The 24155-nt window shown below is 48.7% G+C and carries 22 protein-coding genes; 7 read left to right on the top strand and 15 right to left on the bottom strand.

Annotated elements, in window-relative coordinates; translation table 11 throughout:
- Positions 1 to 21: 21 nt before the first annotated feature.
- From GRF55_RS09030 to glmS, 3 genes are read right to left on the bottom strand one after another with little or no spacing between them, the layout of a single operon-like run.
- A complete protein-coding gene (locus GRF55_RS09030) occupies positions 22 to 1500 on the bottom strand; it encodes a methylaspartate mutase subunit E (protein WP_220368091.1) in 1479 nt (492 codons plus the stop codon).
- A gap of 28 nt (positions 1501 to 1528) precedes the next feature.
- Entirely contained in the window at positions 1529 to 2998 is a 1470-nt protein-coding gene (gene glmL / locus GRF55_RS09025) for a methylaspartate mutase accessory protein GlmL (protein ID WP_220368090.1), read from the bottom strand.
- Positions 2999 to 3015: 17 nt separating this feature from the next.
- Positions 3016 to 3429, bottom strand: coding sequence for a methylaspartate mutase subunit S (gene glmS / locus GRF55_RS09020; RefSeq protein WP_220368089.1), 414 nt, complete (start codon positions 3427 to 3429; stop codon positions 3016 to 3018).
- Between the two features lie 524 nt (positions 3430 to 3953).
- Between glmS and GRF55_RS09015 the strand changes: the two genes are divergently transcribed.
- Both GRF55_RS09015 and GRF55_RS09010 read left to right on the top strand, forming a co-directional pair.
- Positions 3954 to 5012 (top strand): TlpA disulfide reductase family protein, encoded by a 1059-nt coding sequence (locus tag GRF55_RS09015; RefSeq protein WP_220368088.1) that lies wholly within the window; start codon positions 3954 to 3956, stop codon positions 5010 to 5012.
- 23 nt (positions 5013 to 5035) lie between these two features.
- Positions 5036 to 5653, top strand: a complete 618-nt coding sequence (locus GRF55_RS09010) for a porin family protein (RefSeq protein ID WP_220368087.1) — start codon at positions 5036 to 5038, stop codon at positions 5651 to 5653.
- A gap of 103 nt (positions 5654 to 5756) precedes the next feature.
- On the opposite strand, the gene GRF55_RS09005 is transcribed toward GRF55_RS09010, so the two are convergent.
- The 7 genes from GRF55_RS09005 to typA all read right to left on the bottom strand — a co-directional run bounded on the left by GRF55_RS09005 (position 5757) and on the right by typA (position 12464).
- A complete protein-coding gene (locus GRF55_RS09005; protein ID WP_220368086.1) occupies positions 5757 to 6689 on the bottom strand; it encodes a calcium/sodium antiporter in 933 nt (310 codons plus the stop codon).
- A 208-nt stretch (positions 6690 to 6897) separates the two neighbouring features.
- Positions 6898 to 7311, bottom strand: coding sequence for an Hsp20/alpha crystallin family protein (locus tag GRF55_RS09000; protein WP_220369687.1), 414 nt, complete (start codon positions 7309 to 7311; stop codon positions 6898 to 6900).
- A 173-nt stretch (positions 7312 to 7484) separates the two neighbouring features.
- Positions 7485 to 8183, bottom strand: coding sequence for a porin family protein (locus tag GRF55_RS08995; RefSeq protein WP_220368085.1), 699 nt, complete (start codon positions 8181 to 8183; stop codon positions 7485 to 7487).
- 116 nt (positions 8184 to 8299) lie between these two features.
- Positions 8300 to 8983, bottom strand: a complete 684-nt coding sequence (locus GRF55_RS08990; RefSeq protein WP_220368084.1) for a DUF5024 domain-containing protein — start codon at positions 8981 to 8983, stop codon at positions 8300 to 8302.
- Between the two features lie 44 nt (positions 8984 to 9027).
- Positions 9028 to 9489: a hypothetical protein gene (locus GRF55_RS08985; RefSeq protein WP_220368083.1), complete on the bottom strand. Its 462-nt coding sequence runs from the start codon at positions 9487 to 9489 to the stop codon at positions 9028 to 9030.
- Positions 9490 to 9494: 5 nt separating this feature from the next.
- On the bottom strand, positions 9495 to 10001 hold the full coding sequence (locus tag GRF55_RS08980; protein WP_220368082.1) for an RNA polymerase sigma factor: 507 nt from the start codon (positions 9999 to 10001) through the stop codon (positions 9495 to 9497).
- A 660-nt stretch (positions 10002 to 10661) separates the two neighbouring features.
- The gene (gene typA / locus GRF55_RS08975; RefSeq protein ID WP_220368081.1) at positions 10662 to 12464 is read right to left on the bottom strand and encodes a translational GTPase TypA; all 1803 of its coding nucleotides are present in this window, start codon (positions 12462 to 12464) and stop codon (positions 10662 to 10664) included.
- Between the two features lie 870 nt (positions 12465 to 13334).
- Between typA and GRF55_RS08970 the strand changes: the two genes are divergently transcribed.
- From GRF55_RS08970 to GRF55_RS08960, 3 genes are all read left to right on the top strand, one after another.
- Complete coding sequence (locus GRF55_RS08970; protein ID WP_220368080.1) at positions 13335 to 13562, top strand: hypothetical protein; 228 nt, start codon at positions 13335 to 13337, stop codon at positions 13560 to 13562.
- A 44-nt stretch (positions 13563 to 13606) separates the two neighbouring features.
- Positions 13607 to 15391, top strand: a complete 1785-nt coding sequence (locus GRF55_RS08965) for a hypothetical protein (RefSeq protein WP_220368079.1) — start codon at positions 13607 to 13609, stop codon at positions 15389 to 15391.
- A gap of 252 nt (positions 15392 to 15643) precedes the next feature.
- Positions 15644 to 15991 carry a MerR family transcriptional regulator gene (locus tag GRF55_RS08960; protein WP_220368078.1) on the top strand — a complete coding sequence of 116 codons (348 nt, stop codon included), beginning with the start codon at positions 15644 to 15646 and terminating at the stop codon, positions 15989 to 15991.
- 39 nt (positions 15992 to 16030) lie between these two features.
- On the opposite strand, the gene GRF55_RS08955 is transcribed toward GRF55_RS08960, so the two are convergent.
- From GRF55_RS08955 to GRF55_RS08935, 5 genes are read right to left on the bottom strand one after another with little or no spacing between them, the layout of a single operon-like run.
- Positions 16031 to 18301 (bottom strand): bifunctional (p)ppGpp synthetase/guanosine-3',5'-bis(diphosphate) 3'-pyrophosphohydrolase, encoded by a 2271-nt coding sequence (locus GRF55_RS08955; protein ID WP_220368077.1) that lies wholly within the window; start codon positions 18299 to 18301, stop codon positions 16031 to 16033.
- Positions 18302 to 18354: 53 nt separating this feature from the next.
- A complete protein-coding gene (locus GRF55_RS08950; protein WP_220368076.1) occupies positions 18355 to 19758 on the bottom strand; it encodes a lytic transglycosylase domain-containing protein in 1404 nt (467 codons plus the stop codon).
- A 23-nt stretch (positions 19759 to 19781) separates the two neighbouring features.
- Entirely contained in the window at positions 19782 to 20510 is a 729-nt protein-coding gene (locus GRF55_RS08945) for a DUF5683 domain-containing protein (protein WP_370626710.1), read from the bottom strand.
- Positions 20507 to 21406, bottom strand: coding sequence for a ParB/RepB/Spo0J family partition protein (locus GRF55_RS08940; protein WP_220369685.1), 900 nt, complete (start codon positions 21404 to 21406; stop codon positions 20507 to 20509). Before GRF55_RS08940 ends, GRF55_RS08945 begins: the two co-directional genes overlap by 4 nt.
- Before the next feature lie 27 nt (positions 21407 to 21433).
- Positions 21434 to 22201 carry a ParA family protein gene (locus GRF55_RS08935; RefSeq protein ID WP_220368075.1) on the bottom strand — a complete coding sequence of 256 codons (768 nt, stop codon included), beginning with the start codon at positions 22199 to 22201 and terminating at the stop codon, positions 21434 to 21436.
- A gap of 246 nt (positions 22202 to 22447) precedes the next feature.
- On the opposite strand from GRF55_RS08935, the gene surE reads away from it, so the two are divergent.
- Entirely contained in the window at positions 22448 to 23263 is an 816-nt protein-coding gene (surE, locus tag GRF55_RS08930) for a 5'/3'-nucleotidase SurE (RefSeq protein ID WP_220369684.1), read from the top strand.
- An 80-nt stretch (positions 23264 to 23343) separates the two neighbouring features.
- A complete protein-coding gene (locus GRF55_RS08925) occupies positions 23344 to 24078 on the top strand; it encodes a DUF5020 family protein (RefSeq protein WP_220368074.1) in 735 nt (244 codons plus the stop codon).
- The last annotated feature ends 77 nt before the right edge of the window (positions 24079 to 24155 follow it).

Genomic DNA, 24155 nt, shown 5'->3' with positions numbered 1-24155 from the left:
CACTTTCAGGGTCTTCGTATCTTATACGTGTTTCATGTGCTCTGTTTCCGGACGACCGACGAGGAAGCCTTTTTCGATGGCACTCACGTCGTCGATCACCATCTGCAGGGATACCTGTCGGTTTTCGAACTTCGCACGCTCTTCCAGCTTCATGCGATGGAAATCTTTCAGATCCTGTGACAGGGGCAGGTTGCCCATTTCAAGGATACGGATAGCTCCATCGTTGTCGCGTGCAGGAAGCACCTTACCAGCATTGTGGCGGTTGGGAGCGAATGGAATATCCAGCACGCCTGACTCAAATCCGGCAACAGTTCCAATGGCGATGTCGCCCTTGCCGAGTTCTTCCACCTTATCCATGATACATTTCACTTCTGCCTCGATGATGTTGCTCTCTTTCACTACGAGAGGAATCTCACGCAAATCTTGGTCGCGAAGCATGGAGATGACCTGCTTGGTAGCTTTCAGACCGCAAGCATTGGCCTCTTTCGTCGGCACACCGTATGCCTCGTGTGGAGTCTTTACGATGACTTTCGTAGCTTTCGACAATGCGGCAGCAGCTGAACCCCATGAGATAACACCGAATGCTTTCGACTCATCTTGTGGGAAACCGCCCATCCACTGGTGGAATACGGTCGTAACGCGTACATCGTCGAATCCGTATTTGTGCAGATATTCTTTCGTTTGCTTTGCCAATGCACGCATGGCAGCAACGTCTTGAATCAAGTTTCCTATCTGTCCGTAACCTACGGTGATATCCTTCACACCCTGTGTGGCTGCAAGCAGTGCTTCGATAATCGCCACTGAGTTTGAGATACAAGGCGGGATAAGTGTACCTGTCAGCGGACCGAACGGTTCGCGGTTGATGCTCACGCCAGCCTCTTCGTACATACCTACGAGGCGGTCGGCATACTGCCAATACTTGATGGTCTTGTCAATGGCGTGATTCTTTGAATAGGGGATGTTGTAGGAGATTCCGCCGCCTTCGTATGATGTGAAACCTCCGGCAATGGCGATTTCGGTCAGAAGACGTGCGTCGGGCGTTCCGTGGCGCACCTGCACGGGGCTCTTCAATGCGGAAGTAACCATGCGGCACACCTTCGCACCGTAGTTCACTGCCGGGAAACCGTTCAGCATCGAGCGTCCCGACTGCTGACTCTTCTTGATACCCACTTCGCACTCGTTATAACGGTTCAGACGCGTATAGCTGTCGATGGTCGTCGGGAGCAAGTCGGCACCGCCTTCGTTCTCCAGATATTGCAACAATTCTATCTGTTCCTGATAGAGTGCCACACCGGCGCGGGGCTGAATCAGCGTCACACCTTCCTTCTCGGCTTTAGCCAACTTCTCTCCGAAGCGTCTTTCACGAGGGATGGATAACTGATAATCCACTGCCTCTTGGAAATCGATGTCTTTGCCTGTCGGCCATTGTTGCAGAACTTCTTTCCGCTCCGCCATAAAGGCGTCGTCGGGAATTCTTTGATTTTTCAATTCTGTGTCCATACGTTTATTATATTGTTTTTTAAGTTATTTACATGCAAAATCCTTCTGCAGCTGCCGCCTCGTCGGAAACGGAGCTGTGGTATTGTTGATGTCCGGAAGCGGCGGCTTCCAGTTCTTTGGTCTCTTTGGTCATGATGTCGAAAGCCAAGTCCGGGTCAATCATGCTGAGCAAGCCCATTGATGCGTAGATATAGCGTTCGTCGAGATAGAATTTGGGGTGCAACGGCTTGGTGCATTCCGAACGGCGCAGGTCGTATAATGCTCCTTTCAGGATTTCCACCGGTCGGCGACTGTTGCGAACGACGCCTCCGATACCGATGACTGCCGGCACTTCCAACAGGTCTTTGCCTTCGAGTGTATGCATCAGTCCCATCGGCGTATAGACTTCTGCCATGCGTCCGCAATGACGCTCCACGGCAATAGCCACTGCCGACCTGCCGAGAAACTCTTCCAGACGTTCTTCTTCCGAATCGGGCGTTGGGAGCGTGTCGGGATGTTTCGAACAGAGTGCCACCCAGTTTTTCAGTTTTTCAGCATCAATCTCTTTGGGGATGCCTGTTTCCTCAATTTGTTCATAGACGTGCGGCAGGCTGTAGCGCATGCCCAAGTCGCCTTCCACCGTCCGTTTGCTCCACGGTTCTGGCAGTCCTTTCACCAAGGTGCTGTCCACGCTTGGTTCTCCCGAAGCCATCGAATAGACGTCGGTCGTTGCGCCACCGATATCCACTGCCAGCATGTCACCGTGACCAGCCTTGTTTGCCGTGCCTTTGCTGTACAGTTCACATGCCTGCAGCACTGCCAAGGGTGTCGGGATAATTTTGTGTGGGGTCATCGACTGAATCTTGTTCAGTCCTTTGGCGTCTACGATTCTCGAGATGAAGAGGTTGCGAATGGCATCGCGCGCCGGTTCGATATTGAGTTTGTTGAACTCGGGCATCACGTTTTCGGTCAGCACATAGCTTTTTCCTGCCTGTTCGAAGATGGCTTTCAGTTCGTCAGAAGCACTCTTGTTGCCTGCGATGATGGTCGTGAAAGGGCGGTCGATGGCACACAGCCGGTGGGCGTTGGCAAGGATTACCTCCTTGTTTCCGCCGTCAGTTCCTCCGCAGAGGAGTACCAAGTCGGGGTTAATCTGATAGATTTCTTCCTGTTCGCCACCACTGATTTCGTAGGCATAGGTCTTCATCACCTTTGCACCGGCGTTTGAAGCAGCTGTGCGCGCTGCCTTCACCGTTAGGTCGGGCACCAGTCCCAGTGCCACCATCTTCAAGCCTCCGGCTGCCGAGCTGCACACGAGCAGTTCGTCATAACGAAAATCAGCGCAAGGGTTTCCCTCGCGCTTTTCCGTCAGTGCTGCCCATGCCTTCCCGAAACCATCCATCACGTCGGTCTCGATGGTTGTGAACGACTGTGCCGTTCCTATCACGCAACGCGCATCGCCGTCCACTGCCGTGAGCTTTGTGAAGGTGCTTCCTATATCGACTGTCAGAATTTTCATCTCTCTCGCTGATGGCATCAATCCATCTTCAGCACTTTCTTGATATCTACAATCGTGTCCTCAATCGGGGTTCCGGGAGGATATACATAGTCGAATCCCATGTCGAGGAAACGACCTTTGACTTCTTCAAAACTCTGCTTTCCGACCACGAGGTTGCCGCCTACGAAAAGGGGAATGCCCTTCAGACCTGCCTCGTCGCACTTCTGGCGCAGACCCATGCAGTCAATCTCGCCATGTCCGTAGAGGGACGAAACGAGGATAGCATCCGCATTGGTCTCTATCGCTGCGTTGATAAATTCTTCCTGAGAAACCATTACGCCGAGGTTGACAACCTCGAATCCCTGATTGCGTAACGTCAAATCGATAATCTTGTTTCCCACTGCATGAGCATCGGCACCGATTACTCCGATGACTACTGTCTTTTTGTCCATAAATGTAAATTACGTGTATAAGTTTATTTTCAGGGTGCAAAGGTATAACCTTTTTTTGTTCTGACAAAAGAAAAACGGGAATTTTCCGCTTGCTATCTTTCCGTGTGCGCAAACAATTTTTTTTCAGTGAAAAACCTTCATCCCAAAACTGTAAAAATTGATGCCGAAGAAGAGGAAAAGCCCCACGGGGCGTTTTGTATTTTTATGCAAAACCACTTTTGTTTAGGTGTATTTGTAACTATTTGATATTCAATAGTTTGGGAAGCGCGTTCCAAAAGTTGAACTTTTAGCCTCCAAAAGTTCAACTTTTAGGCGGTGAAAGTTCAACTTTCAGGACGCAAAAGTTCAACTTTTGGAAAATGAAAGTTCACCTGTTATATTTATACAGTTTATGCGTATATTTTTTCATCGTGAAAAACGGGAGGATGAAATGCCTGTTCATATAATTTTAAGGGAGAAAAACGATTCTTTGAAAATAATTTTGTATTTTTGTGCCCTAACATTTAACACCAATCATTAAGAATATGAGAAAAATACTTTTGACAGCAGTGCTCATCATGTCAGCACTCTACGTACAGGCACAGGTGAAGTTCGGAGTAAGCGGCTCTTGTGCACCGAGCGTGAAAACAGTTTATATCTATCAGCTGAAAGGGCGTCCCACGCCTATTGACAGTGTCGTGGCGAAAGACGGCAAGTTCACTTATGTGAAGGATTTGGAGGGAAACATGGTCCTGGGCATAGGAAACAGAGAATATTACATGCCGGTTATCAACGATGGATTTCCAGTCGAGGTGAATCTGGAAGAGAAGACGCTGAAAGGCTCGGAGCTGAATATGAAACTGGCAGAAACGGACAAGTCTTTCGACCAGATGAATACGGAGCTTTCTGAAACCTTTGCCGCATTGCAGTCACAGGCAACACCAGAGAACATGGCGGAAATGCAGAAAAAGGCATCGGAAATGATGGATGAAGTGCAGGGGAAACAAATCAGCCAGTTGAAACAGCTCACCCACACGCTGATTCCTGCGGTCTATCTGCCGGAATTGGTTTACGCCATGTCGTTCGAGGACATGGCGAACTTCCTCAACCCTGCTGCACCTTATTATGATCATCCCAATATGGCAGGTGTGAAGCGGGTGTATGAGAATCTGAAGAAGCGTCAGCCCGGTATGATGTTCACCGACATGGAAATACCCGACATGGATGGTCAGATGCACAAGTTGAGCGAATGGTGCGGCAAGGGAAAAGTCGTGCTGATCGACTTCTGGGCATCGTGGTGCGGTCCCTGCCGTCAGGAGATGCCGACTGTGGTCAAGAGCTATGAGCAGTTCAAGGATAAAGGCTATGAAATCATCGGCGTGTCGTTTGACCGGAAGGCAGAGGCATGGAAAGCGGGCGTCAAGCAGCTCGGCATGACTTGGCCGCAACTTTCGGATTTGAAATACTGGCAGAGCGAAGCCGCCGGCGTATATGGCATCTCTGCTATTCCTGCGAACATCCTGCTTGATGGCGAAGGTAAGATTATCGCTATCGACCTGCGTGGCGAAAAACTGCTGAGCAAGCTGGCAGAAGTTCTCAAGTAAGAAAATAGTAATTCACAATCATCATGAAAAAACTATTGATATTATCACTTGCTCTGACCATGACGCTTGCCGTTCATGCGCAAAGAGAGCCATACAGCATATCCCTACGCACATTCGCAGGGGTGAATTTTACCAACATCAACAAGATTTCGACCAGTCTGTCGCCAAAGACCAAAGCCGGTCTCCTTATCGGGGCGGAATGGGAATATCAGATGGACCGCACTTTTGCCATATCGGGCGGATTGAACTATTCACAACAGGGTTTCAAGACGAACGGCGGGAACGTCGGACTCGACTATCTGACGGTGCCCATCCTCTTCCACGCCTACTTCCTGCACGGCTTCGGCATTCATGCCGGCATACAGGCAGGAGTGAACATCAAAGACCACAAACTCGTGGAAGACAACGTGGCGAAGTTGAATGCGGGAGTAGTTGCCGGCGCTTCGTATGAGTATAAAAACATCATGCTCGGCGTGCGCTATACGGCAGATTTTGCCGCTACCAGCATAGACGACGGTGTAAAGGCGCTGAGAAACAATGGCTTCTCCGTCACGCTCGGCTACCGCTTTGAACTGTTCAAGCGCAAACTGAAAGAGAACAAGACCGACAATCATATCGTGATGCCCTCATTGGATATATAAAAGAACGGAACGCACACAAAAAACGGGCGGACTTCCTTTTGGGGAAATCCGCCCGATTTTTCGTTATCTCATCAATCCTTTTTCTCAGTCTGATGGCTGCAGATTAAATGGCTTCACTAATCAGCCAGTACATGTATCCAAAGAACAGCAGTACCAGGACGACACCTTCCCAGCGCGCCACCTTCAGTTTGGTGAAGGCAAACAGCCATAGCAGCAGGGAACTTGCGGTCATCACGCAGAGGTCAACCGTCGTGATGCCTTGAATCTGCATCGGACAGATGATGCCCGTAATGCCGAGAATCATCAGGATATTGAAGATGTTCGAGCCTATCACATTGCCAATGGCAATCGCACTTTGTCCTTTGCGTGCTGCCACAACGCTCGTTGCCAACTCGGGGAGCGACGTGCCTCCGGCGACGACGGTCAGACCGATGACGGCTTCGGATACGCCCAGCAGGGAGGCAATCTCCGTGGCACCATTGACAAACAGGTTACTGCCAAGAATCAGACAGCCCAGTCCGAGCGCAATCAAAAAGACCGATTTCAAGGGCGAATAGCCTTTCTTTTCCGTTTCATCCTCAGTCTGAGATTTGCCGCTCTTCGCCAAGGTGTATGCAATGTAGAGCAGGAACAGTCCGAATAAAACAAGTGCGTCTATGCGTGTGATGTGCATATCGAGACACATGACCATGAGTAGGGCAGATACAACCAGGATGAACGGCAGGTCTCTTTTGACTGTCGTCCTCAGCATCGCCAGTGGCGCGGCAATCGCTGCACAGCCCACAATCAGCAGCGTGTTGAAGATGTTGCTGCCCACCACGTTGCCGACAGCGAGGTCGGGTGTCCCTTTGATGGCAGAAACGAGACTCACAAACAGTTCCGGTGCCGATGTTCCCATGGCAACAATCGTCAGTCCGATGACAATCTGCGGGATGTTCATGCGCTCAGCTAGCGCAACGGCACCGTCGGTCATGCGGTCGGCACCCCACAGCACGAGTATGATTCCAATGACTACAAGTAATATGTTCAGTAGCATGTCTTTATGTTTCTTAGTTGATAAATAATTGAAATTTCGGGGCAAAATTAGCAGAAATATAACGAAAGACCAAATTTTGAAAGCTTATTTTTCGGTGATGTAACGTGATTGTAACCAACAAAAAGCGCCCCGAATTGTTTGAGCAATTCGGGGCGCTTTTCGTTTATGGTAAATCATTCATCTTGTTCGGTTGGAGTGGGAGAGCGGTTTATCCGACCGTTATCTGGCGTGCAACCTTCACTTCCTCCTTCACGACTTTCGGCAGGTCGATGTTCAGTACGCCGTCTTCCACGCGTGCTGCAATCTTCTCCTTGTCAACGTCCTCCGGCAGAATCAGTGTCTGCTCGAATTTCGAGTACGAGAACTCACGGCGCAGATAGTGTGCTTTCTTATCTTCTTCTTTCTTCTCGCGCTTGCTTTCCATCTTAATCGTGAGGTCGCCGTTCTGATTGATGTTGATGTCGAAGTCTTCTTTGCGCATACCCGGTGCGGCTACTTCCACCTTGTATTCGTTGTCTGATTCAATTACGTTGATGGCTGGTGCCGTCGCATTTGCCTTCGGCATGAAGTCAGTGTCAAAAAAGTCGTTGAACACTTCGGGTAACCATGAGTTTCTACGCATTACTGGTAACATAATCATTTCCTCCATTTATTTAATTAGTTATACATTTTGTTTCTTGTGACATCCACCATTTTGGTTTCCGTCTTCACTCATAGGAAATGCAAGAGATGTACCAATTGCGTTTTCGTGACAAAACGACACAAACGTGTGACATTTTGTCTTACTATTGTTCTTTACAAATCGAACTTATAGCCTACCGTGATTGAGAACACGCTGTTGGTTGACGACCAGAGTCCTGACTTGAAAACCGTCATCAGTCCGAAATGATAGCGTGCATCGAGCACCACATTCTCATATTCGTAGGAGATGCCGACGGGAATGGTAACGTCAAACGACTTGACGGTAGTCCATTTCGAGTCGATCTCCTCCACTGGCTGATAGGTCTTCATGCCGTCTTCAGCAACCGTATAGATGGCTGCCTCCGACTTCATCCGGGCATCCAGAAGGAATGCCGGCTGTACGCCAGCCTTCAAGGCGAGCCCCTTTGCCACGTAGCAGTTGAAGAGTATTGGCATCGTGATGTATTGCAGGTCGAGGTGAAGGTTGTTCACGCCCGTATAAGTGCCGTCACCGTTTTCCACCGCATAGTCGTCAAAACCGACTCCCTGCATGGAATACATGGCACCGACCGACAGTGCGATGATGTCTGTTGCCTGGTATTGCAGTTCGGCTCCTCCCGTGAATCCAGCCTTATGGCGTGAGTCGGCGTGGTCAAGAGTGATGCCTTTCACCCAGTCCCACTTTGTCAGTTTGGCGATGCTGACACCAATTTTCGGAGTGACGGAGAATGTTCCGGGTTTGCTCTGCGCCGTCACCGTCGCCGAAATGGTAAGTAACAGCAGCATAAGAATTGTTCGAATTGTCGTTTTCATATTTCTGTCGTTTTTGTATAAAACGCCATTATCCGCTTTTTATTACATGAAAAAAGGGAAGAATGCTCCCCGCACCCTTCCCCGATAAATATTTGTAGATAGTTTATGGCCGAATATCAAATGAGATGCTTTTTGAGCACAAGCGTCTTTGAATTGATGTTTCTATAAGGTTCCAGCTGCTTTTTCAGTTCCTTAAACTGTTCCCTTGCGTCTTGCCAGTTGATGCCTTTGAGACTGTCGGTTGGCAGTTCGAACACATGGACGTTGTTTTTCGAGAAGAGATTGTTCCACTCGTCAGCTTTTAAGAGTGTTGCGTCCGAGAGGTCTCGGAGGTCGTACTTGAAAACCTTATAGTCGCCCTTGTTGGCTGGCACATTCCCGTCGCGCATGACAATCTGCAGTTGCACGAAGGGGTTGCCGTCTTTTTCGGATGCGACATCCAGCATGTATATCTTTTTCACCTTTTTCTCCGTGAACACGAGTTCATAGTGCTTGGTTGTGCCTGTCTGCCCACTTTTGATAAACGATTTGACGGGTTTGTTCATAATCGCTTCGTCAGCATCTTCGCTCTCTTCCCGAAATGCCTCCACCAGCTGATTGGCATATTTCCCGTTTTTACTTCTGAAGAAGTAGGTCTGTATGCGCAGATACATCTTTTTCGATTCACTGTTGCGCTTTACCACGACAGTGGCTTCCACTCCTTTCGACTCGATTTCCTTTACAATCTTGTCGATTTTTCCTTGTGCCGTTGCTGCTGCCGATACCATCAGCCAGAGCAACATCATTGTCAGTCGATTCATATTTTTCATTTTGAGGATTACAATTCTACACATTAGTTTATAATTTATATTACAGGCAAGTCCTGTATGTTGATTTGCTTTTCGGAAAAATCTCTTGACAGGCTCAGGGCTACTTCGTTGGAAACACGTTCCAGTTCGGGTTTTATCGTCCTGATGTCGGTGATTTTTTTACCGTTGCGTACGATATAGCTGTCTTTGTAGATGGCACACAGCTTTTCATATTCGACGTGTCTGTACCAACTGACTCCTACTCCGACGAGCAGCACCACGGAGGCGGCGACAGCTATGCGTGCGAGGAGCGTACGCTTCTTGTTGCTGACAGGAAGTGGTTCTTTCATGCCTCCTGCATACCAACGGAACATTTCCTGATAGGGACGGAGTTCTTTTGGCACAACGTCCGCAGCAAAATAGTCGTATAGCATTTGCTCCTCTGCGGTGGTTGTCTCTCCGTCGAGAAAGCGTTCCACCATTTTTTTGATGTTCTCTATTTCTGTCATTACCTTCATATTTTCTATCGTTTGAAACATTTCCATATCTGCCGTCTGGCGCGTGAGAGATTTTGTCGGACAGCCGCTTCCGAGCAACCGGCAAGTTGTGCTATCTGTTCTGTCTCCATCCCGTCAAGATGCTTCATGCGCAAGATGGCTTGCTGTTTGTCGGGCAGTTGTGAGATGAGTGCCTTCAGTTGTCCGTCTTGCTCTTGCATCACCAATTGTTCCTCTGGTGACAACTCAGCATCGGGCGTCAGCGACTTGTCCTCGTTGTCCTTTTTCCCGCTCCACAGTTTGCGAACAGTTATCGTGCGCATCTGATTGAGTGCCAGTCGCCGCACCATGACCACAGCCAGTCCCTCCATTGAGCGGTATTCGTCGAGCCGGTCGCGCATGGTCCACAGCTTCAGAATCGTGTCTTGCACGACGTCTTCAGCCTCTTCTCCGTCTTTCAGCAGTTGTTCCGCTTCGTTAATCAGATGGGGACGGATGCGTTGAATCTCTATTTCAAATGCTTTCTGTTCCATGTCTCTACTTATAAGACACAAAAAACAGCAGGATGTGACATCGTTTTCGGTATTTTAACATTTAGGACGAGTCATGGACAGGGTAGGGCATGCGAGAACATACGTCGTGACGGGTTGGCGATAGCGTCGTTTCGTGGGCAACAAAAAATGCCGGATTCGCGCCCGATGAGCGTGAATCCGGCAGTGGAAACAAGAATGCAACATCCACCGCTAATGAAGGGCAGGCAGAACAAGCTGCCGAAGGTTTCACAACGTACACCAACGACAAGTTTGGCTATTCTGTTGACGTGCCCGACTGGATGACACGTCACGACCCCGAGATGGGAGACGGCAACGGAACGAACAGTCCTGCCACTACGATAGCGATACTGAATAATACTTTTTTCATAATGCTTTTTGTGTTAAGAGATTAATACATTATTTATTATTATAGGTTGGTTTTTCATCTTTTGACCTATGGGTTTCTCCATGCGAGGTTCGTTGTTTTGTCATTGTTTGGCACAAAACAACTCGCTCTTCGTCCAGTCCAGCAAATATTTCCCATGATGGTAGGTCTTATATGTGAACTCTACAAAGATAAAGATAATTTTCGGAAAAAACAAATGATTCAGCTTTTTCCGTTCCGTTTAGTGATATTTTCCACTGTTTCCGGTGGCGGTGTTATTCCTTGTTGGCTTTCTTCCGCTCGTTGTGGTCGAGGATAATCTTGCGCATGCGGATGGCTTTCGGCGTACATTCCACATACTCGTCGGCACGGATGTATTCCAGTGTTTCCTCCAATGAGAGTTCTGTCTTCGGAATGATGCGTGCTTTCTCGTCGGAACCGGAAGCGCGGACGTTGGTGAGCTGCTTCGCCTTGGTCACGTTGATGACGAGGTCTTTCTCGTGGATATGTTCACCGACCACTTCGCCGGCATACACATCCTCGCCCGGGTCGATGAAGAATTTTCCGCGGTCCTGCAGCTTGTCGATGGAATAGGCGTAGGCAGTTCCCGATTCCATGGCAATCATCGAGCCGTTCACGCGGCGCTCGATGTCGCCTTTATAAGGCTGATATTCCTTGAATCGGTGTGCCATGATGGCTTCTCCCTGCGATGCCGTCAGCACGTTGGTGCGCAGTCCGATGATGCCGCGCGAGGGCATGTCGAACTCAATGTTCGTGCGGTCGCCCTGTGTCTCCATGCTGGTCATCTCGCCTTTGCGGCGTGTCACCATGTCAATCATCTTCGAGGCAAACTCTTCCGGCACGTTGATGGTCAGTTCCTCGATAGGTTCGCAGCGCTTGCCGTCAATCTCTTTGTAGATGACTTGCGGCTGTCCTACCTGCAGTTCGTAGCCTTCGCGGCGCATGGTCTCGATGAGTACGGAGAGATGCAGCACACCGCGTCCGCTGACAAGCCATTTGTCGGTGCTGTCTTCGAATGATTCCACGCGCAGGGCGAGGTTCTTTTCGAGTTCTTTCTGCAGCCGGTCGTTGATGTGGCGGCTGGTCACGTATTTTCCTTCTTTTCCGAAGAAAGGCGAGTCGTTGATAGTGAAGAGCATCGACATCGTCGGCTCGTCGATGGCGATGACGGGAAGAGGCTCCGGCTGTTCTGCGTCGCAGATGGTGTCGCCGATTTCGAAGCGCTCCAGACCGATTACCGCGCAGATGTCGCCACAGTCCACCTGCTCTGTGCGCACGTGTCCCATGCCCTCAAACGTATGCAACTCCTTGATGCGGGTCTTCTCCATCGTGCCGTCGCGGTGGGCGATGGTCACCTGCATGCCGTCCTTGAGTGTGCCGCGATGTACGCGTCCGACGGCGATGCGTCCGGTGTATGACGAGTAGTCGAGCGACGTGATGAGCATCTGTGGCGTGCCCTCGAGCTGTTTCGGAGCAGGAATCACTTCCACGATTTTGTCTAAGAGATAGGTGATATTGTCCGTCGGGGTGTTGTAGTCCTCGCCCATCCATCCGTTCTTGGCACTGCCATAGACAACGGGGAAGTCCAGCTGGTCTTCCGTCGCATTGAGGGAGAACATCAGGTCGAAGACCATTTCGTAAACCTCTTCGGGACGGCAGTTGGGCTTGTCCACCTTGTTGACCACGACAATCGGCTTCAGCCCTATCTCCAGAGCCTTTTGCAAGACAAACCGTGTCTGCGGCATCGGACCTTCGAATGCGTCCACCAGCAGCAGGCAGCCGTCAGCCATGTTGAGCACACGCTCCACCTCACCGCCGAAATCGCTGTGTCCCGGGGTGTCGATGATGTTGATTTTCGTGCCCTTATAGTTGATAGATACATTCTTCGAGAGAATGGTGATGCCTCGCTCACGCTCCAAGTCGTTGTTGTCCAATACCTGGCTGCTGAGATTCTGTCCGTCACGGAACAGGTTGCCAGCCAACATCATCTTGTCCACGAGCGTCGTCTTGCCGTGGTCTACGTGGGCGATAATCGCAATGTTTCTAATGTCCTGCATCTCTTTTTCAATATCGTGTTACGCCTTGCGGGGCTTCTGTCTCCGCTTTTGCGGCTGCAAAATTACGCATTTTATTCTGTATTCTCTTTGATTTTCCATGCTTTTTTTGAGCGTCAGCCATTTAATTTGCCCTCTACAAATCCTCTGATATGCCCTCTATACCTTACAGAAACGCGTTTTTTGCCTCACTGCGTGATGTGAGTCCGATGGATTTTCGTCGTGTCCAGCCGCCTGTTCTCCGTACTCCCCGGAAATGTATATTTATACATGGGTGACTGTTTTGGGTGTGCATTGTTAACTCGCTGTTTATCAGAATGTTAGAAATGGCTTTCCAAAAGTGCCACTTTTGCACTCCAAAAGGGGAACTTTTAGGAGCCAAAAGTGCCACTTTCAGGATGCAAAAGTGGCACTTTTGGAAAACGAAAGTTCAACCGTATATTTATACGCCCTTTTTCGTATGTTTATACAGGGTTGGTTTTACCATCTCAGCCGGATGAATAGGTTTGTTCCTGCGGCTCATCAGCAGGGGAATTCTGTGCAATTTGGGATTCTGAAATAAGTAAAAGTTTTTCAGGAAAAACAAGAAAAAGACCAACAAAGTGTAATGAAAAATCGCAAATAATACAAAAAATAACATATGATTTAGTATTATTAACGTTTCGGGGGGGTAAAACTAAAAAAATGTTTTAACTTTGCACCCGATTCTAAGAGATATACCTCGAGTATCAGCGAAAAATGGAAGTAGAGTCTATATAATAAGTAAGGTGTAAAAACGAATAGATTCTATAAGCCGAAGCGGAAAGAGAGTAATGTATTTGTCTTGGCAACAAGTTTTTGTAGTAATTGAATTGATATCTAAACAATAAAGTGATGAAGAAAAAAGAGTATGTAAAGCCTGAATCTATGGTAATCCCCGTAGAGTGTGTTTTCATTTGTTCGGTGTCCACCAGTGGTGGTCCTTCCACCCATAACGACGCTGATGAGGACGATGACGGTCCGGAGGAAGAAGGTGATCGTCCTTCAAAGAATTTCATTTTCAGTGACGAGGATAATCATTTTGAATACCAAGACGCATTATTTGGGAATTTTAATGGCTAAGTAAGAAAACATAGAAAAGTAATAAAAAGAAACAAATGATAATTATGAAGACAAAGTTTTTGTTCGCAATGTGTGCGATAGCCGCATCGTTCGCACTCATTAGTTGCAGTGATGAGCAGTTGCTCACTGAAGATATAATTGAGCCGGAGGTGCCCTATACGGGACCTGTCACGGTCTTCTCATCGGTGGCTGAAACCCCGCAAAACTCACCTTTCGGACCCAATCGCACCTCTGCGGCGAGAAACGGGAGCAAATTTCCCTTCTATTGGACCAAGAACGACCGCATTTGGGTGAAGAACACAGACAACAAGTTCTATGAGAGCCATACGGTCAGAGTGAACACAGAGAAGGACGAGCCTACAGAAAAGGTGGCTGCCGGATATTTCGATATCCATGGTTCTTTCGATGCAGCAAGCTATCCGGTTTTCTATCTCGGACAAGTGCACAATGTGTCGGAAGGCACCGATGCTGCCCATGGTACAAAAGAAACGGACGTATATGTAACTATTGCGAAAGAACAGGAGCAGATAAAAGAAGAAGACATGGACCATTTCGGTGTGGCTGGTGACTGTGGAATGGCTACAGCCAATAAGCAGTCGGACGGAACATATCAGTTCGTGCTTGACCATAAGGCGTCCTACCTCGCTATCTATCCGACGAAAGGTGCAGGCATCGACAACAACGTGACCATTGATAAGCTGGAGATTACGGCAGACGGCACCGACCTTGCAGGTGATTTCCATTTCTCAGACGGCAGCCTCATAGGTAAGACAGCGGAAGATAATGGAAAGAAATCGCAGACCATTTATTTCAAGACGGGTACGGGTGAGTATGAATACGGCTTCCCGCTCGAAGCGACGAACAACAAGGAAAAAGGCATCTACGTGGTCATTCCACCGGGCACGCATAAGTTGTCGCTGAAGTTCTATCTCTTCGATGAGTATCACCGCAAGGCGGAAGTGACCAAAACTTATAGCTCGTATGAGTACAAAGAGAATAAGTTCGTTAACCTCAAGCCAACTCTCTATCCTAACTTCTCGGACGAACTGGTTTACGAATCCGTTTGGTATAAATGGGATGCCGCATCGCCTTATGACTATACTGTGTATAACCAGAATCTAAATGTGGCAGCACCAGATACAGCCTATCAGTCTTGCAGATATATGCCGAATGTAAATGAAGTGTGGTGGTATCTCAAGAATGGTGATGTACGTTGGGATGAAACGACAGAGTATAAGGTTAAATGTTATGTAAATGTACAAGAGTATGATGACTATGGTGATCTGGTTTGGAAAAGAAAATTAGTAGAAAAGACAAGAACTGGAGGTATTTGGATTAAACGGAAAGCAGTCATTCTGGATGGAGAAGGTGGCACAACGAAGTGCGGTCATGCCAGCCATCATGGCGACGGTCCCTATTTCTGTGAGAATCATGCTTATTATGGCAAGGCAATCGGTGGCGTGGATGTACCAGGCTGGTACGATTTTAGAATAGATAGAGAGCACGATAACGATTTCAATACAGATATTGCGCCTAATTATTATGCAGGAAAACCTGCCAATACACAGGATTATTTCTTCCTTCCCGCTTTAGGATTTTATGATGGAACGACTATTTCTGAAATTGAGGATAAACCTGCTTATCAAAGAGTACAAACAGGATATTATTGGACGCGAAACGTACAACCTGCAGATGCTGGTGCAACAACTGATCAAAAGAAACAAACTCCAGCGTATTACCTGCAGTTTAATAAACACGGATTGCATATCAATGAAACGAGTGGACACCGTAATAAAGGCTACGTTGCTGGTGACGAGTGGTTCCATTAAGTAAGAAAAAAGAACGGGCACGCAAAACGTGCCGTTCTTTCTCGACTTTACTTTTTATTTTATTATCACTTTTCTGTTGCTTCATCGTTGTGAAACGGTGAAGCTTTTTTGTGCAGGGGAGAAAAATCAGGAAAATGTTGGTTGTTTGGAGATTTTACATTATCTTTGCAGAAAATAAGCTGCATCTCAGCAATTCAAGCAAGTCTTGATTGCGTTCGATTTGCATGGCCTTTGCAGAAGATATAGACGATTATGCCATTGAAGAAAGACCAAAACCTGAAAACGTACTACTCCATCAAAGAAGTTGCGGAAATGTTCGGCGTGAAAGAAAGTCTTTTGCGCTATTGGGAGACGGAGTTTCCACACCTGAAGCCGAAGACGGGTGGCAACAACGTGCGCCAATATACGGAGAAGGACATTGAGCAAATCAAGTTGATTTACAATCTGGTGAAGGTGCGTGGCTTCAAATTGGCAGCTGCGCGGAAAGTGCTGAATGCAAATCGTGACGGAGCGGACAAGAGTGCAAAGGTCATGGAGAACCTGATTTCGGTGCGCGACCAGCTGGTGAGTCTGAAAAAGCAGTTGGACATGATTGTGTAGGAGGGGCGGTCGCTCTCCGTCGCTGATTCAATATGCGTCTTACACGATGTGTTGAATCTCTTTCAAATCCTTTATCTTCTTGAGTTTATCCATAATCACCTGTACATCCTTGCGGTCGTACACCCTGAGTTCGATGATGCCGTCGAAGATGCCGTCGTTGGACGAGATGGTGATTTTGCGCATGTTGACGTTCAACTGCCCGGAGATGACGTCTGCCAAGTCGTGCAACATACCCATGCGGTCGATGCCCCGAATCTGGATGGTGGCGTCGAAGAGCAGCTGGTGGTGCATCTGCCATTGCGCATCAAGTATGCGGTTGCCGTAGCTTGACTTCAGTTTGGCAGCGACGGGGCAGGCGCGTTTGTGAATCTCGATATGCTTGTGGTTGTTGATATATCCGAGGATGTCGTCATCGGGTATCGGGTGGCAGCATTGTGGGAAAATGTATTGACTGATATTCTCTTCGGTGATGAATATGGGCATTTTCCGGTTCAGGTCTTTTGAAACGACAATATGTTCGGGTGCGTGTCGCTGCTCTTTTTCCTTTTTCTTGTCGGAGGTGAGGAAGGGCACGTATCGCCGCCACGACGTGGCTTTCTTGTTAAAGAGCTCGTCAAGGTCTTTGTTGCCCAGTATGATGCTCTTTTTGCCGATGGCGAAATAGAGGTCTTCGTGTTTCGGCTTGCCGTGCAACTCGCAGAGCTTGTCGAGTGCGGATGTGGTGATTTCCAGATTGTTCTGTTGCAGGAACGTGCGGAGGATTTCCTCGCCGTTCTTCTGTGCCTCCCGGGCATCCCTTCGGAGGATGGATTGTATTTTCGACTTGGCTTTGGCGGTGGATGCGAAGTTGATCCATGACGGCTGTACGTGTTGCGATGCCGATGTGAGAATTTCCACCTGGTCGCCACTCTTGAGCTTATGACTGAGCGGCACGAGCTTGTGGTTGACCTTTGCCCCGATGCAGTGGCTGCCGAGGAAGGTGTGTATCTGGAAAGCAAAGTCGAGACAGGTGCATCCGGCGGGCAGGGTCTTGATTTCTCCTTTCGGCGTGAAGACGAAGATTTCTGATGCGAAGAGGTTGAGTTTGATGGCGTCCAGGAAGTCCATGGCGTCCGGTTGCGGGTCGTCAAGAATTTCTTTGATGGTGCTGAGCCAATCGTTCAGTTCGCTCTCGTCCTCTTGTATCTCACTGTTTCCGTCCTTATATTTCCAATGTGCGGCAAATCCCTGCTCGGCGATGTCGTCCATCCGCTCGGAGCGTATCTGCACCTCAATCCACCTTCCCTGCTTGGACATCAGTGTGACGTGGAGTGCCTGATAGCCGTTGGCTTTCGGATGGCTGGTCCAGTCTCTGAGTCGGTCGGGGTGGGATTTGTATATCTGGCTGAGTGCCACGTAGATGTTGAAGCAGTCTCTGATTTCGTTGTTCGGGTCTTTCGGCGTGAAAATGATGCGCACGGCAAGGATGTCGTAAATCTCTTCGAAGGTGACGTGCTTGTTTTGCATCTTTGCCCAGATGGAGTAGGGGGCTTTGACGCGTGCTTTCAGCTCGTATTTGAACCCCATGCTGTCGAGTGTCTCACGGATGGGTACCGTGAACTTCTCGAAGAGTTCGTCGCGCGACTCCTGCGTGAGTGCCAGCTTTTTCTTGATAGAGTTGTATTCCTCCGGGTGTTCGTATTTGAAGCTGAGGTCTTCCAACTCGCTTTTTATCTTGTTGAGTCCGAGTCGGTTGGCAAGCGGTGCATAGATATAAAGCGTCTCGCCGGCTATTTTGTATTGCTTGTTCTTAGGTTGCGACTGCAGTGTGCGCATGTTGTGCAGGCGGTCGCATATCTTGATGAGGATGACACGGATGTCTTCGCTCATGGTGAGCAGCAGTTTCTTGAAGTTTTCTGCCTGTGCCGAAGCCTGTTCGCCAAAGATGCCGCCGGAGATTTTGGTCAGTCCGTCAACGATTTGCGCAATTTTCTTTCCGAAGATGTTCTCAATGTCCTCAATGGTATAGTCGGTGTCTTCGACCACATCGTGGAGCAGTGCCGAGCAGATGCTCGTTGAGCCGAGCCCCATTTCCTTAGAGGCAATCTGTGCCACGGCGAGCGGGTGCATGATATAAGGCTCCCCCGACAATCGCCGCACGCCTTTGTGGGCTTGTCGTGCGAAGTTGAAGGCTTTGGTGATGATGTCCACTTTCTTGCGATGCCGCGATGCGAGATAACTGTCGATGAGCGCCTGGAACGCATCGTTCACCATTTTCTCCTCAGCTGCGATGCCCTCTTGTTCGATGTTCTGTCGTTTCGTCTCGTCCATATATTATATATAATGTACGCCTAAGAAGCCTAGTCCTGATTGGTTTAGTAATTCTATTTCACACGGATTTTCTTTCCAGCCCGTATGTTCGAACCTTTGATGCCGTTAAGCTTTTGCAGATTTTTGACGGTGGTACCGTTTTTCGCGGCAATCTGCGACAATGTTTCGCCTTTCTTGACGGTCACGTTTCGGCTGCTTTGATTTTTCCCGCGTTTGCCTTTGCCCTTGCCGCCATAGTTGTTGTATCCTCTTTTCGAACTTGAATAACTCTTTTTGCTTCCCCGCCCGTAATGTGAACTGTAGCTGTTGGACGGACGGCTGTAAGAAGAGCGGTTGCTGTATGACGATGCCGTTTCTGTCACTTCTACCTCAGTGCGTTTTGCCAACAGGCTGGTCGAGTTGTAGTTGTAGATGGAGTCTTCGTTGTCGATGAACTTGTTGATGACAGCCAGCGGCAGTCGTATCGTCGAAGGCTCAGTCCCTCCGTTGACGATGTCGCGGCGATACTGTGGATTCAGCTCACGCAGCATGTTGAGGTCTGTATTGCATACGGCAGCGATTTGTTGGAGGTGCACGTCGCGGTTAACCTGTATGGTGTCGGTCTTCAGTGAGATGTCTGTCAGCATCGGACAGATGTTATGCTCACAATAGTAGTTCATGATATAGTTGGCTGCAATGAATGCCGGCACGTATCCGCGTGTCTCTGCCGGAAGGTACGGATAAATCTTCCAGTAGTCCTTTTCTCCTCCAGCTCGCCGGATGGCACGGTTGATGTTTTCCGGTCCGCAGTTGTAAGCGGCAATGACGAGATTCCAGTCGCCAAAGATTTTGAAGAGGTCGCGCAGGTACTGTGCAGCAGCGTATGAGGAACGAATAGGGTCTTTCCGCTCATCAACCAGAGAGTTGACCTGCAAGCCGTAGCGTTTGCCTGTTGCGAGCATAAACTGCCAAAGTCCGGTGGCTCCGACTCTCGATACTGCTTTCGGATTCAGTGCCGACTCAATGATGGGGAGGTATTTCAGTTCCAACGGCAGCCCGTAAGATTCCAGAGCCTGTTCGAAGATGGGCATGTAGAAATTGGATAGTCCCAGCATGAGGCTGACGTGGCGGCGCATGCGTCCAGTGTAGCGGTCGATGAATTTCTGCACGACGTTGTTATGCGACATTTCCATGACGGTCGGCAGTTTTCTGAGTCGCTCAATGTAGGTGTCGCGGTCGAATTCCGGATTGTAATCGCTCTGCTGGCACGACGGGTCCTGTTCCAGATAGGCTTTCGTGTGATACAAATCGAGCAGGCTGTCCATCTCGCTGGTCAGTCCTTCGGGGAGTTCTATGATTTCACTCTTTCCTTCTTCCGTCGTGACGGTTATCTCATATTCTTCATTGTTATACTGCGCATGCAGTGCACAGGTACTTCCGAATAGCAGTCCGATGATTAGTAAGTTTCTTCTTTTCATATTATGTTTGTTGTTTATCCTTGTTAAAAATTGATGGAGCATTGCAGTCCGAGTGCCGCTCCCTTAAACGGATTGCGCTCCGCTTGGTTGTTGATGATTGTCGGCGAGATGCTCATGCTCAAGTCTTTTGAAATGTCGAACTCCGACAACGATGCGTCCACATAGGCGTCAACAACAGATAGTGCATAGACACCGATGAGGATGAAGAAGCTCAGGTCGCGGTAACGCCTGTAATAGTCCTTACGCTTTTTGAACAGCTCCTTGTAGCGGTCCTCGTTTTCGGGTGTAATCTTATTCCCCAAATGCAGGAACTGGTTGTAGCTCTGCGTTGTCGGGTCGTCGTCCATGATGTCGATATATGCTTGCGAATAGTCTTTATACATCATGTTGTTCCAGCGGATGGCGTATGCGCAGCCTACGAATCCGCCATAGACGATAGGCAGTTTCCAGTATTTACGGTTGTAAATCTGTCCGGCTCCGGGGAGGATGATGGAGAGCCAAAGTGCGCGCTTTGCACTCGGACGCCATGTCTCCCAATCACGCTTCGCCTTTTTTTGCTTGACAGCCAGCGTGTCTGCCGTCACGAGTATCGTGTCTCCAGTGAGCGACATCTCCCGTTCAGGGCGAACCGCATCTTCAGTTTGAATCGAATCGCGCTTGACTTTTATGCGTTGTGCCTTCACCGTCGTGGCAGAGAGCAGGAGCACGATTGCCAGTCCAATGTATGCAATATGTCGTAGAGGTATTCTCACAAGTTGTTTTCTTTCAATTTGTCGAACACGTTCATAATATATTCCAGTTCGTCTTCATTCTTGAACGGGATGCTGATTTTTCCCTTCCCGTCGGGTGAGACTGTCATCGTGACTTTGGTCTTTAAGAATGAGGACAACCTTTTTTTCAAAATGTCGAACTCCTTAGACTGACGGTATCGCGACTTGCCGATGCTTTTTTCACCAGTGCCCAACTCCCCGTCTTTTATTCTCCTGACCGTATCTTCAACTTGACGGACGGAATATCCGTTTTTCTGAATCTCGCGGAACAGTTTGAGTTGTTGCGAAGGACTTTCCAGCGAGAGGAGTGCCCGTGCGTGCCCCATGTCGATTTCACGCTTCTGCAGTGCCATCTGCACTTGTGCGGGAAGTTTCAGCAGTCGCAGGTAGTTGGCTACTGCCACGCGACTTTTTCCGACGCGCTCCGACACTTTTTCCTGAGTCATGCCTTCGTGTTCCATGAGGTGAGCGTAAGCCAATGCAATCTCGATGGCGTTCAGGTCTTCGCGCTGTATGTTTTCCACGAGTGCCATTTCCATGACATTCTCGTCCTTGATGGTGCGGATGTAAGCCGGCATAGCCTTCAGACCAGCCAGTTGGGACGCCCGCCAACGCCGTTCTCCTGCAATAATCTGAAACCGCTTGTCAGCTACCTGGCGCAAGGTGATGGGCGAGACGATGCCCAGTTCCTTGATGCTGTTGGCAAGCTCTTTGAGTGCTTCTTCGTCAAACTCGCGTCGCGGCTGGTTCGGGTTCGGTTCAATCTGGCTGATTGCAACCTCGCTGATGGTCGAACTGCCCTGCGTCCGAACATCGTCAGTAGATATCAATGCGTCAAGCCCGCGTCCCAGTGCGGGATATTTTTTCTTTGCCATAATCGTTAACATTACGTGGAGCGTTTGCCCCTATGATTGGTTCTTTTGAATAATTTCGTTTGCCAGCCGCAAATAGTTCTTAGCACCTGTTGAGTCAGCGTCGTAGAGAATTGCCGGCAGTCCGTGACTCGGGCTCTCACTCAGTTTCACGTTGCGTTGAATCACAGTGTTGAACACCAGTTCCTGGAAGTGTCTTTTTACTTCGTCGTATATCTGGTTTGCCAACCTCAGACGGCTGTCGTACATCGTTAAGAGGAAACCTTCTATTTCCAGCTTCGGATTCAGTTTGCTCTTGATAATCTTGATGGTATTCAGAAGTTTGGTGATACCTTCAAGTGCAAAGTATTCACATTGCACGGGAATGATGACCGAGTTGGCTGCCGTCAATGAGTTGACGGTAATCAGTCCGAGCGAGGGAGAGCAGTCAATTAAAATGTAGTCATAATCGTCTTTCACGGGGGCAAGCATGTTTGAAATGACTTTTTCCCGTTGTTCGAAATTCAGCATCTCTATTTCTGCACCCACCAAATCAATGTGACTGGGCACGATGTCAAGCCCTTCAATGTCTGTAGTGTATATCGCTTCCTTGATGTCTGTCTGGTTGATCAGGCATTCGTACAGCGAACTTTCAATGTCCTGTATGTCCACGCCAAGACCGCTGGAGGCATTGGCCTGCGGGTCGGCATCGACCACCAATACGGCTTTTTCCAATGTGGCGAGCGATGCGGCTAAGTTGATGGCTGTCGTGGTTTTCCCGACACCACCTTTCTGGTTTGCTAAAGCTATGATTTTTCCCATGTATTCTTTCCTGTCTGCCGCAGTTCCGGCTTCTTATTACAAATAAACTTATCCGCATCGGTCCGTTGAAACGCAGACGACGCGGGAAACAATCTTTTGCATAGATAATGCAAGTCGAACGCAATCAAGAGTTGCTTGAAATCGCTGAGATGCAACTTATCTTTTGCAAAGATACATATTTTAGATGAAAAACTTGTGATATCTAAACCTTTTTTCGTAATTTTGCAGCGAAATTCAGGAAAAATGATGAAAATTAAGAAACCGTTAATACTTATTTCGAATGACGACGGCTTCCAGGCTAAGGGAATCAATGTGTTGATTGATACCTTGAGAGATATTGCTGATTTATTGGTTTGTGCGCCAGATTCAGGGCGGTCGGGATATGGATGTGCCTTTTCTGTGTTTAATCCACTCCATCTCAAGCTTCGGCGCAAAGAAAAAGGGCTTGAAGTGTGGTCGTGTGACGGGACGCCCGTTGACTGCGTGAAACTGGCTCTTGACCAATTATGTACCAAGCGCAAGCCCGACATGGTAATCGGCGGTATCAATCACGGCGACAACGCATCCGTCAATACCCATTATTCCGGAACCATGGGCGTGGCAATGGAAGGAGCAATGAAATACATCCCCTCTGTCGCATTCTCGCTCTGTGACCATGCCGAAGATGCAGACTTCGACCCTTTGCTTCCCTATATAAGGCACATCACGCAAAAGGTTCTTGAAGAAGGACTTCCCGAAGGAGTCTGTCTGAATGTCAATTTCCCGGTGGCAAAGAAGTTCAAAGGTGTCAAAGTGTGTAGAATGGCAAAAGGTACGTGGGGGAATGAATGCGTGCGCAGTATCCATCCACGGGGCTCGGAATACTTCTGGATGGTCGGTTCCTATGTCAACGATGAACCGAAGGCTAAAGATACCGACAACTGGGCACTCACACACGGCTACGTCGCCATAACACCAACGCGCGTAGATGTGACAGCATATGAAACCATGGAGAAAATCAAGCAGTGGACGGACAACATTGATGTTCAGTCTGCTGACACTATAGACCGCTCGCTTTTTTAAGAATGAGCGGTTTTTTTTGTGCTCAAAAAACATGCAAACGTAAGACGAGAAACTATTTATTAACTTTATAAAAACAACGTATGAGAAAAATTACATTTTGCAGTCTTATGCTCACACTCGCAATGACTGCGCAGGCGCAGAACGTACAGCTGCACTATGACTTCGGTCACACATTTTACAACAACCTTTCGGCGCGCCCCAACGTCACGACCACATTCGAAATGTTCAAACCCGACAAATGGGGCTCAACCTTCACTTTCACCGACATTGATTATTTCCAGGACGGAGCAGCAGGAGTCTATTGGGAAATCGCCCGCGAGTTCCACCTGACGAAAAACAAGCGCTGGGCAGCACACATCGAATATAACGGCGGTGCCACGTCAATCGAACATACAGCCATCGCCTCACGCTTCCAACACGCCGTCCTGCTCGGCGGCGCATGGAACTGGGCAAGCAAAGACTTCTCCAAAACATTCTCGCTGCAAGCCATGTACAAATACTATTTCAAGGGAATGGGGCGTGGAGGCTTCAACGGCTATCAGCTCACAGCCGTCTGGGGGAACACCTTCGCCGGCGGACTCTGCACCTTCTCGGGATTCATCGATGTGTGGTACGACAAGGATGTGCGCGGCAAACTCATCACCATCAGCGAACCACAGTTTTGGTTCAATCTCAACAAGCTGAAAGGAATGGACGGCGTTAACCTCAGCCTCGGAACAGAAGTTGAAATCAGCAACAATTTCGTCTTCGACAAAGAAGGGCGCAATGATAAGTTCTATGCCATTCCCACCATCGCAGCCAAATGGACATTCTGAACAAGCATTACATGCCAATCGGAAATACTCTAACCATATTTATCTAATCGTCTCTGACGCTTTTACCAAGCGTAGCG

Source organism: Prevotella sp. Rep29, from assembly GCF_019551475.1.
GTDB lineage: Bacteria > Bacteroidota > Bacteroidia > Bacteroidales > Bacteroidaceae > Prevotella.
The sequence above is the reverse complement of the archived record's forward strand: the minus strand, read 5'-3'. Positions and strand labels throughout refer to the sequence as shown.

What these genes read in the sequence shown, in the direction of transcription:
- GRF55_RS09000 (WP_220369687.1), bottom strand. Translation starts at nt 7,311, where the DNA reads ATGCGTAGAAACTCATGGTTACCCGAAGTGTTCAACGACTTTTTTGAC.
- GRF55_RS08925 (WP_220368074.1), top strand. Translation starts at nt 23,344, where the DNA reads ATGAGAAAAATTACATTTTGCAGTCTTATGCTCACACTCGCAATGACT.
- GRF55_RS08990 (WP_220368084.1), bottom strand. Translation starts at nt 8,983, where the DNA reads ATGAATCGACTGACAATGATGTTGCTCTGGCTGATGGTATCGGCAGCA.
- GRF55_RS09010 (WP_220368087.1), top strand. Translation starts at nt 5,036, where the DNA reads ATGAAAAAACTATTGATATTATCACTTGCTCTGACCATGACGCTTGCC.
- GRF55_RS08955 (WP_220368077.1), bottom strand. Translation starts at nt 18,301, where the DNA reads ATGGACGAGACGAAACGACAGAACATCGAACAAGAGGGCATCGCAGCT.
- GRF55_RS08980 (WP_220368082.1), bottom strand. Translation starts at nt 10,001, where the DNA reads ATGGAACAGAAAGCATTTGAAATAGAGATTCAACGCATCCGTCCCCAT.
- GRF55_RS08985 (WP_220368083.1), bottom strand. Translation starts at nt 9,489, where the DNA reads ATGAAGGTAATGACAGAAATAGAGAACATCAAAAAAATGGTGGAACGC.
- GRF55_RS08960 (WP_220368078.1), top strand. Translation starts at nt 15,644, where the DNA reads ATGCCATTGAAGAAAGACCAAAACCTGAAAACGTACTACTCCATCAAA.
- GRF55_RS08935 (WP_220368075.1), bottom strand. Translation starts at nt 22,201, where the DNA reads ATGGGAAAAATCATAGCTTTAGCAAACCAGAAAGGTGGTGTCGGGAAA.
- GRF55_RS08950 (WP_220368076.1), bottom strand. Translation starts at nt 19,758, where the DNA reads ATGAAAAGAAGAAACTTACTAATCATCGGACTGCTATTCGGAAGTACC.
- GRF55_RS09005 (WP_220368086.1), bottom strand. Translation starts at nt 6,689, where the DNA reads ATGCTACTGAACATATTACTTGTAGTCATTGGAATCATACTCGTGCTG.
- GRF55_RS09015 (WP_220368088.1), top strand. Translation starts at nt 3,954, where the DNA reads ATGAGAAAAATACTTTTGACAGCAGTGCTCATCATGTCAGCACTCTAC.
- surE (WP_220369684.1), top strand. Translation starts at nt 22,448, where the DNA reads ATGAAAATTAAGAAACCGTTAATACTTATTTCGAATGACGACGGCTTC.
- glmS (WP_220368089.1), bottom strand. Translation starts at nt 3,429, where the DNA reads ATGGACAAAAAGACAGTAGTCATCGGAGTAATCGGTGCCGATGCTCAT.
- GRF55_RS09030 (WP_220368091.1), bottom strand. Translation starts at nt 1,500, where the DNA reads ATGGACACAGAATTGAAAAATCAAAGAATTCCCGACGACGCCTTTATG.
- typA (WP_220368081.1), bottom strand. Translation starts at nt 12,464, where the DNA reads ATGCAGGACATTAGAAACATTGCGATTATCGCCCACGTAGACCACGGC.
- GRF55_RS08995 (WP_220368085.1), bottom strand. Translation starts at nt 8,183, where the DNA reads ATGAAAACGACAATTCGAACAATTCTTATGCTGCTGTTACTTACCATT.
- GRF55_RS08965 (WP_220368079.1), top strand. Translation starts at nt 13,607, where the DNA reads ATGAAGACAAAGTTTTTGTTCGCAATGTGTGCGATAGCCGCATCGTTC.
- GRF55_RS08970 (WP_220368080.1), top strand. Translation starts at nt 13,335, where the DNA reads ATGAAGAAAAAAGAGTATGTAAAGCCTGAATCTATGGTAATCCCCGTA.
- glmL (WP_220368090.1), bottom strand. Translation starts at nt 2,998, where the DNA reads ATGAAAATTCTGACAGTCGATATAGGAAGCACCTTCACAAAGCTCACG.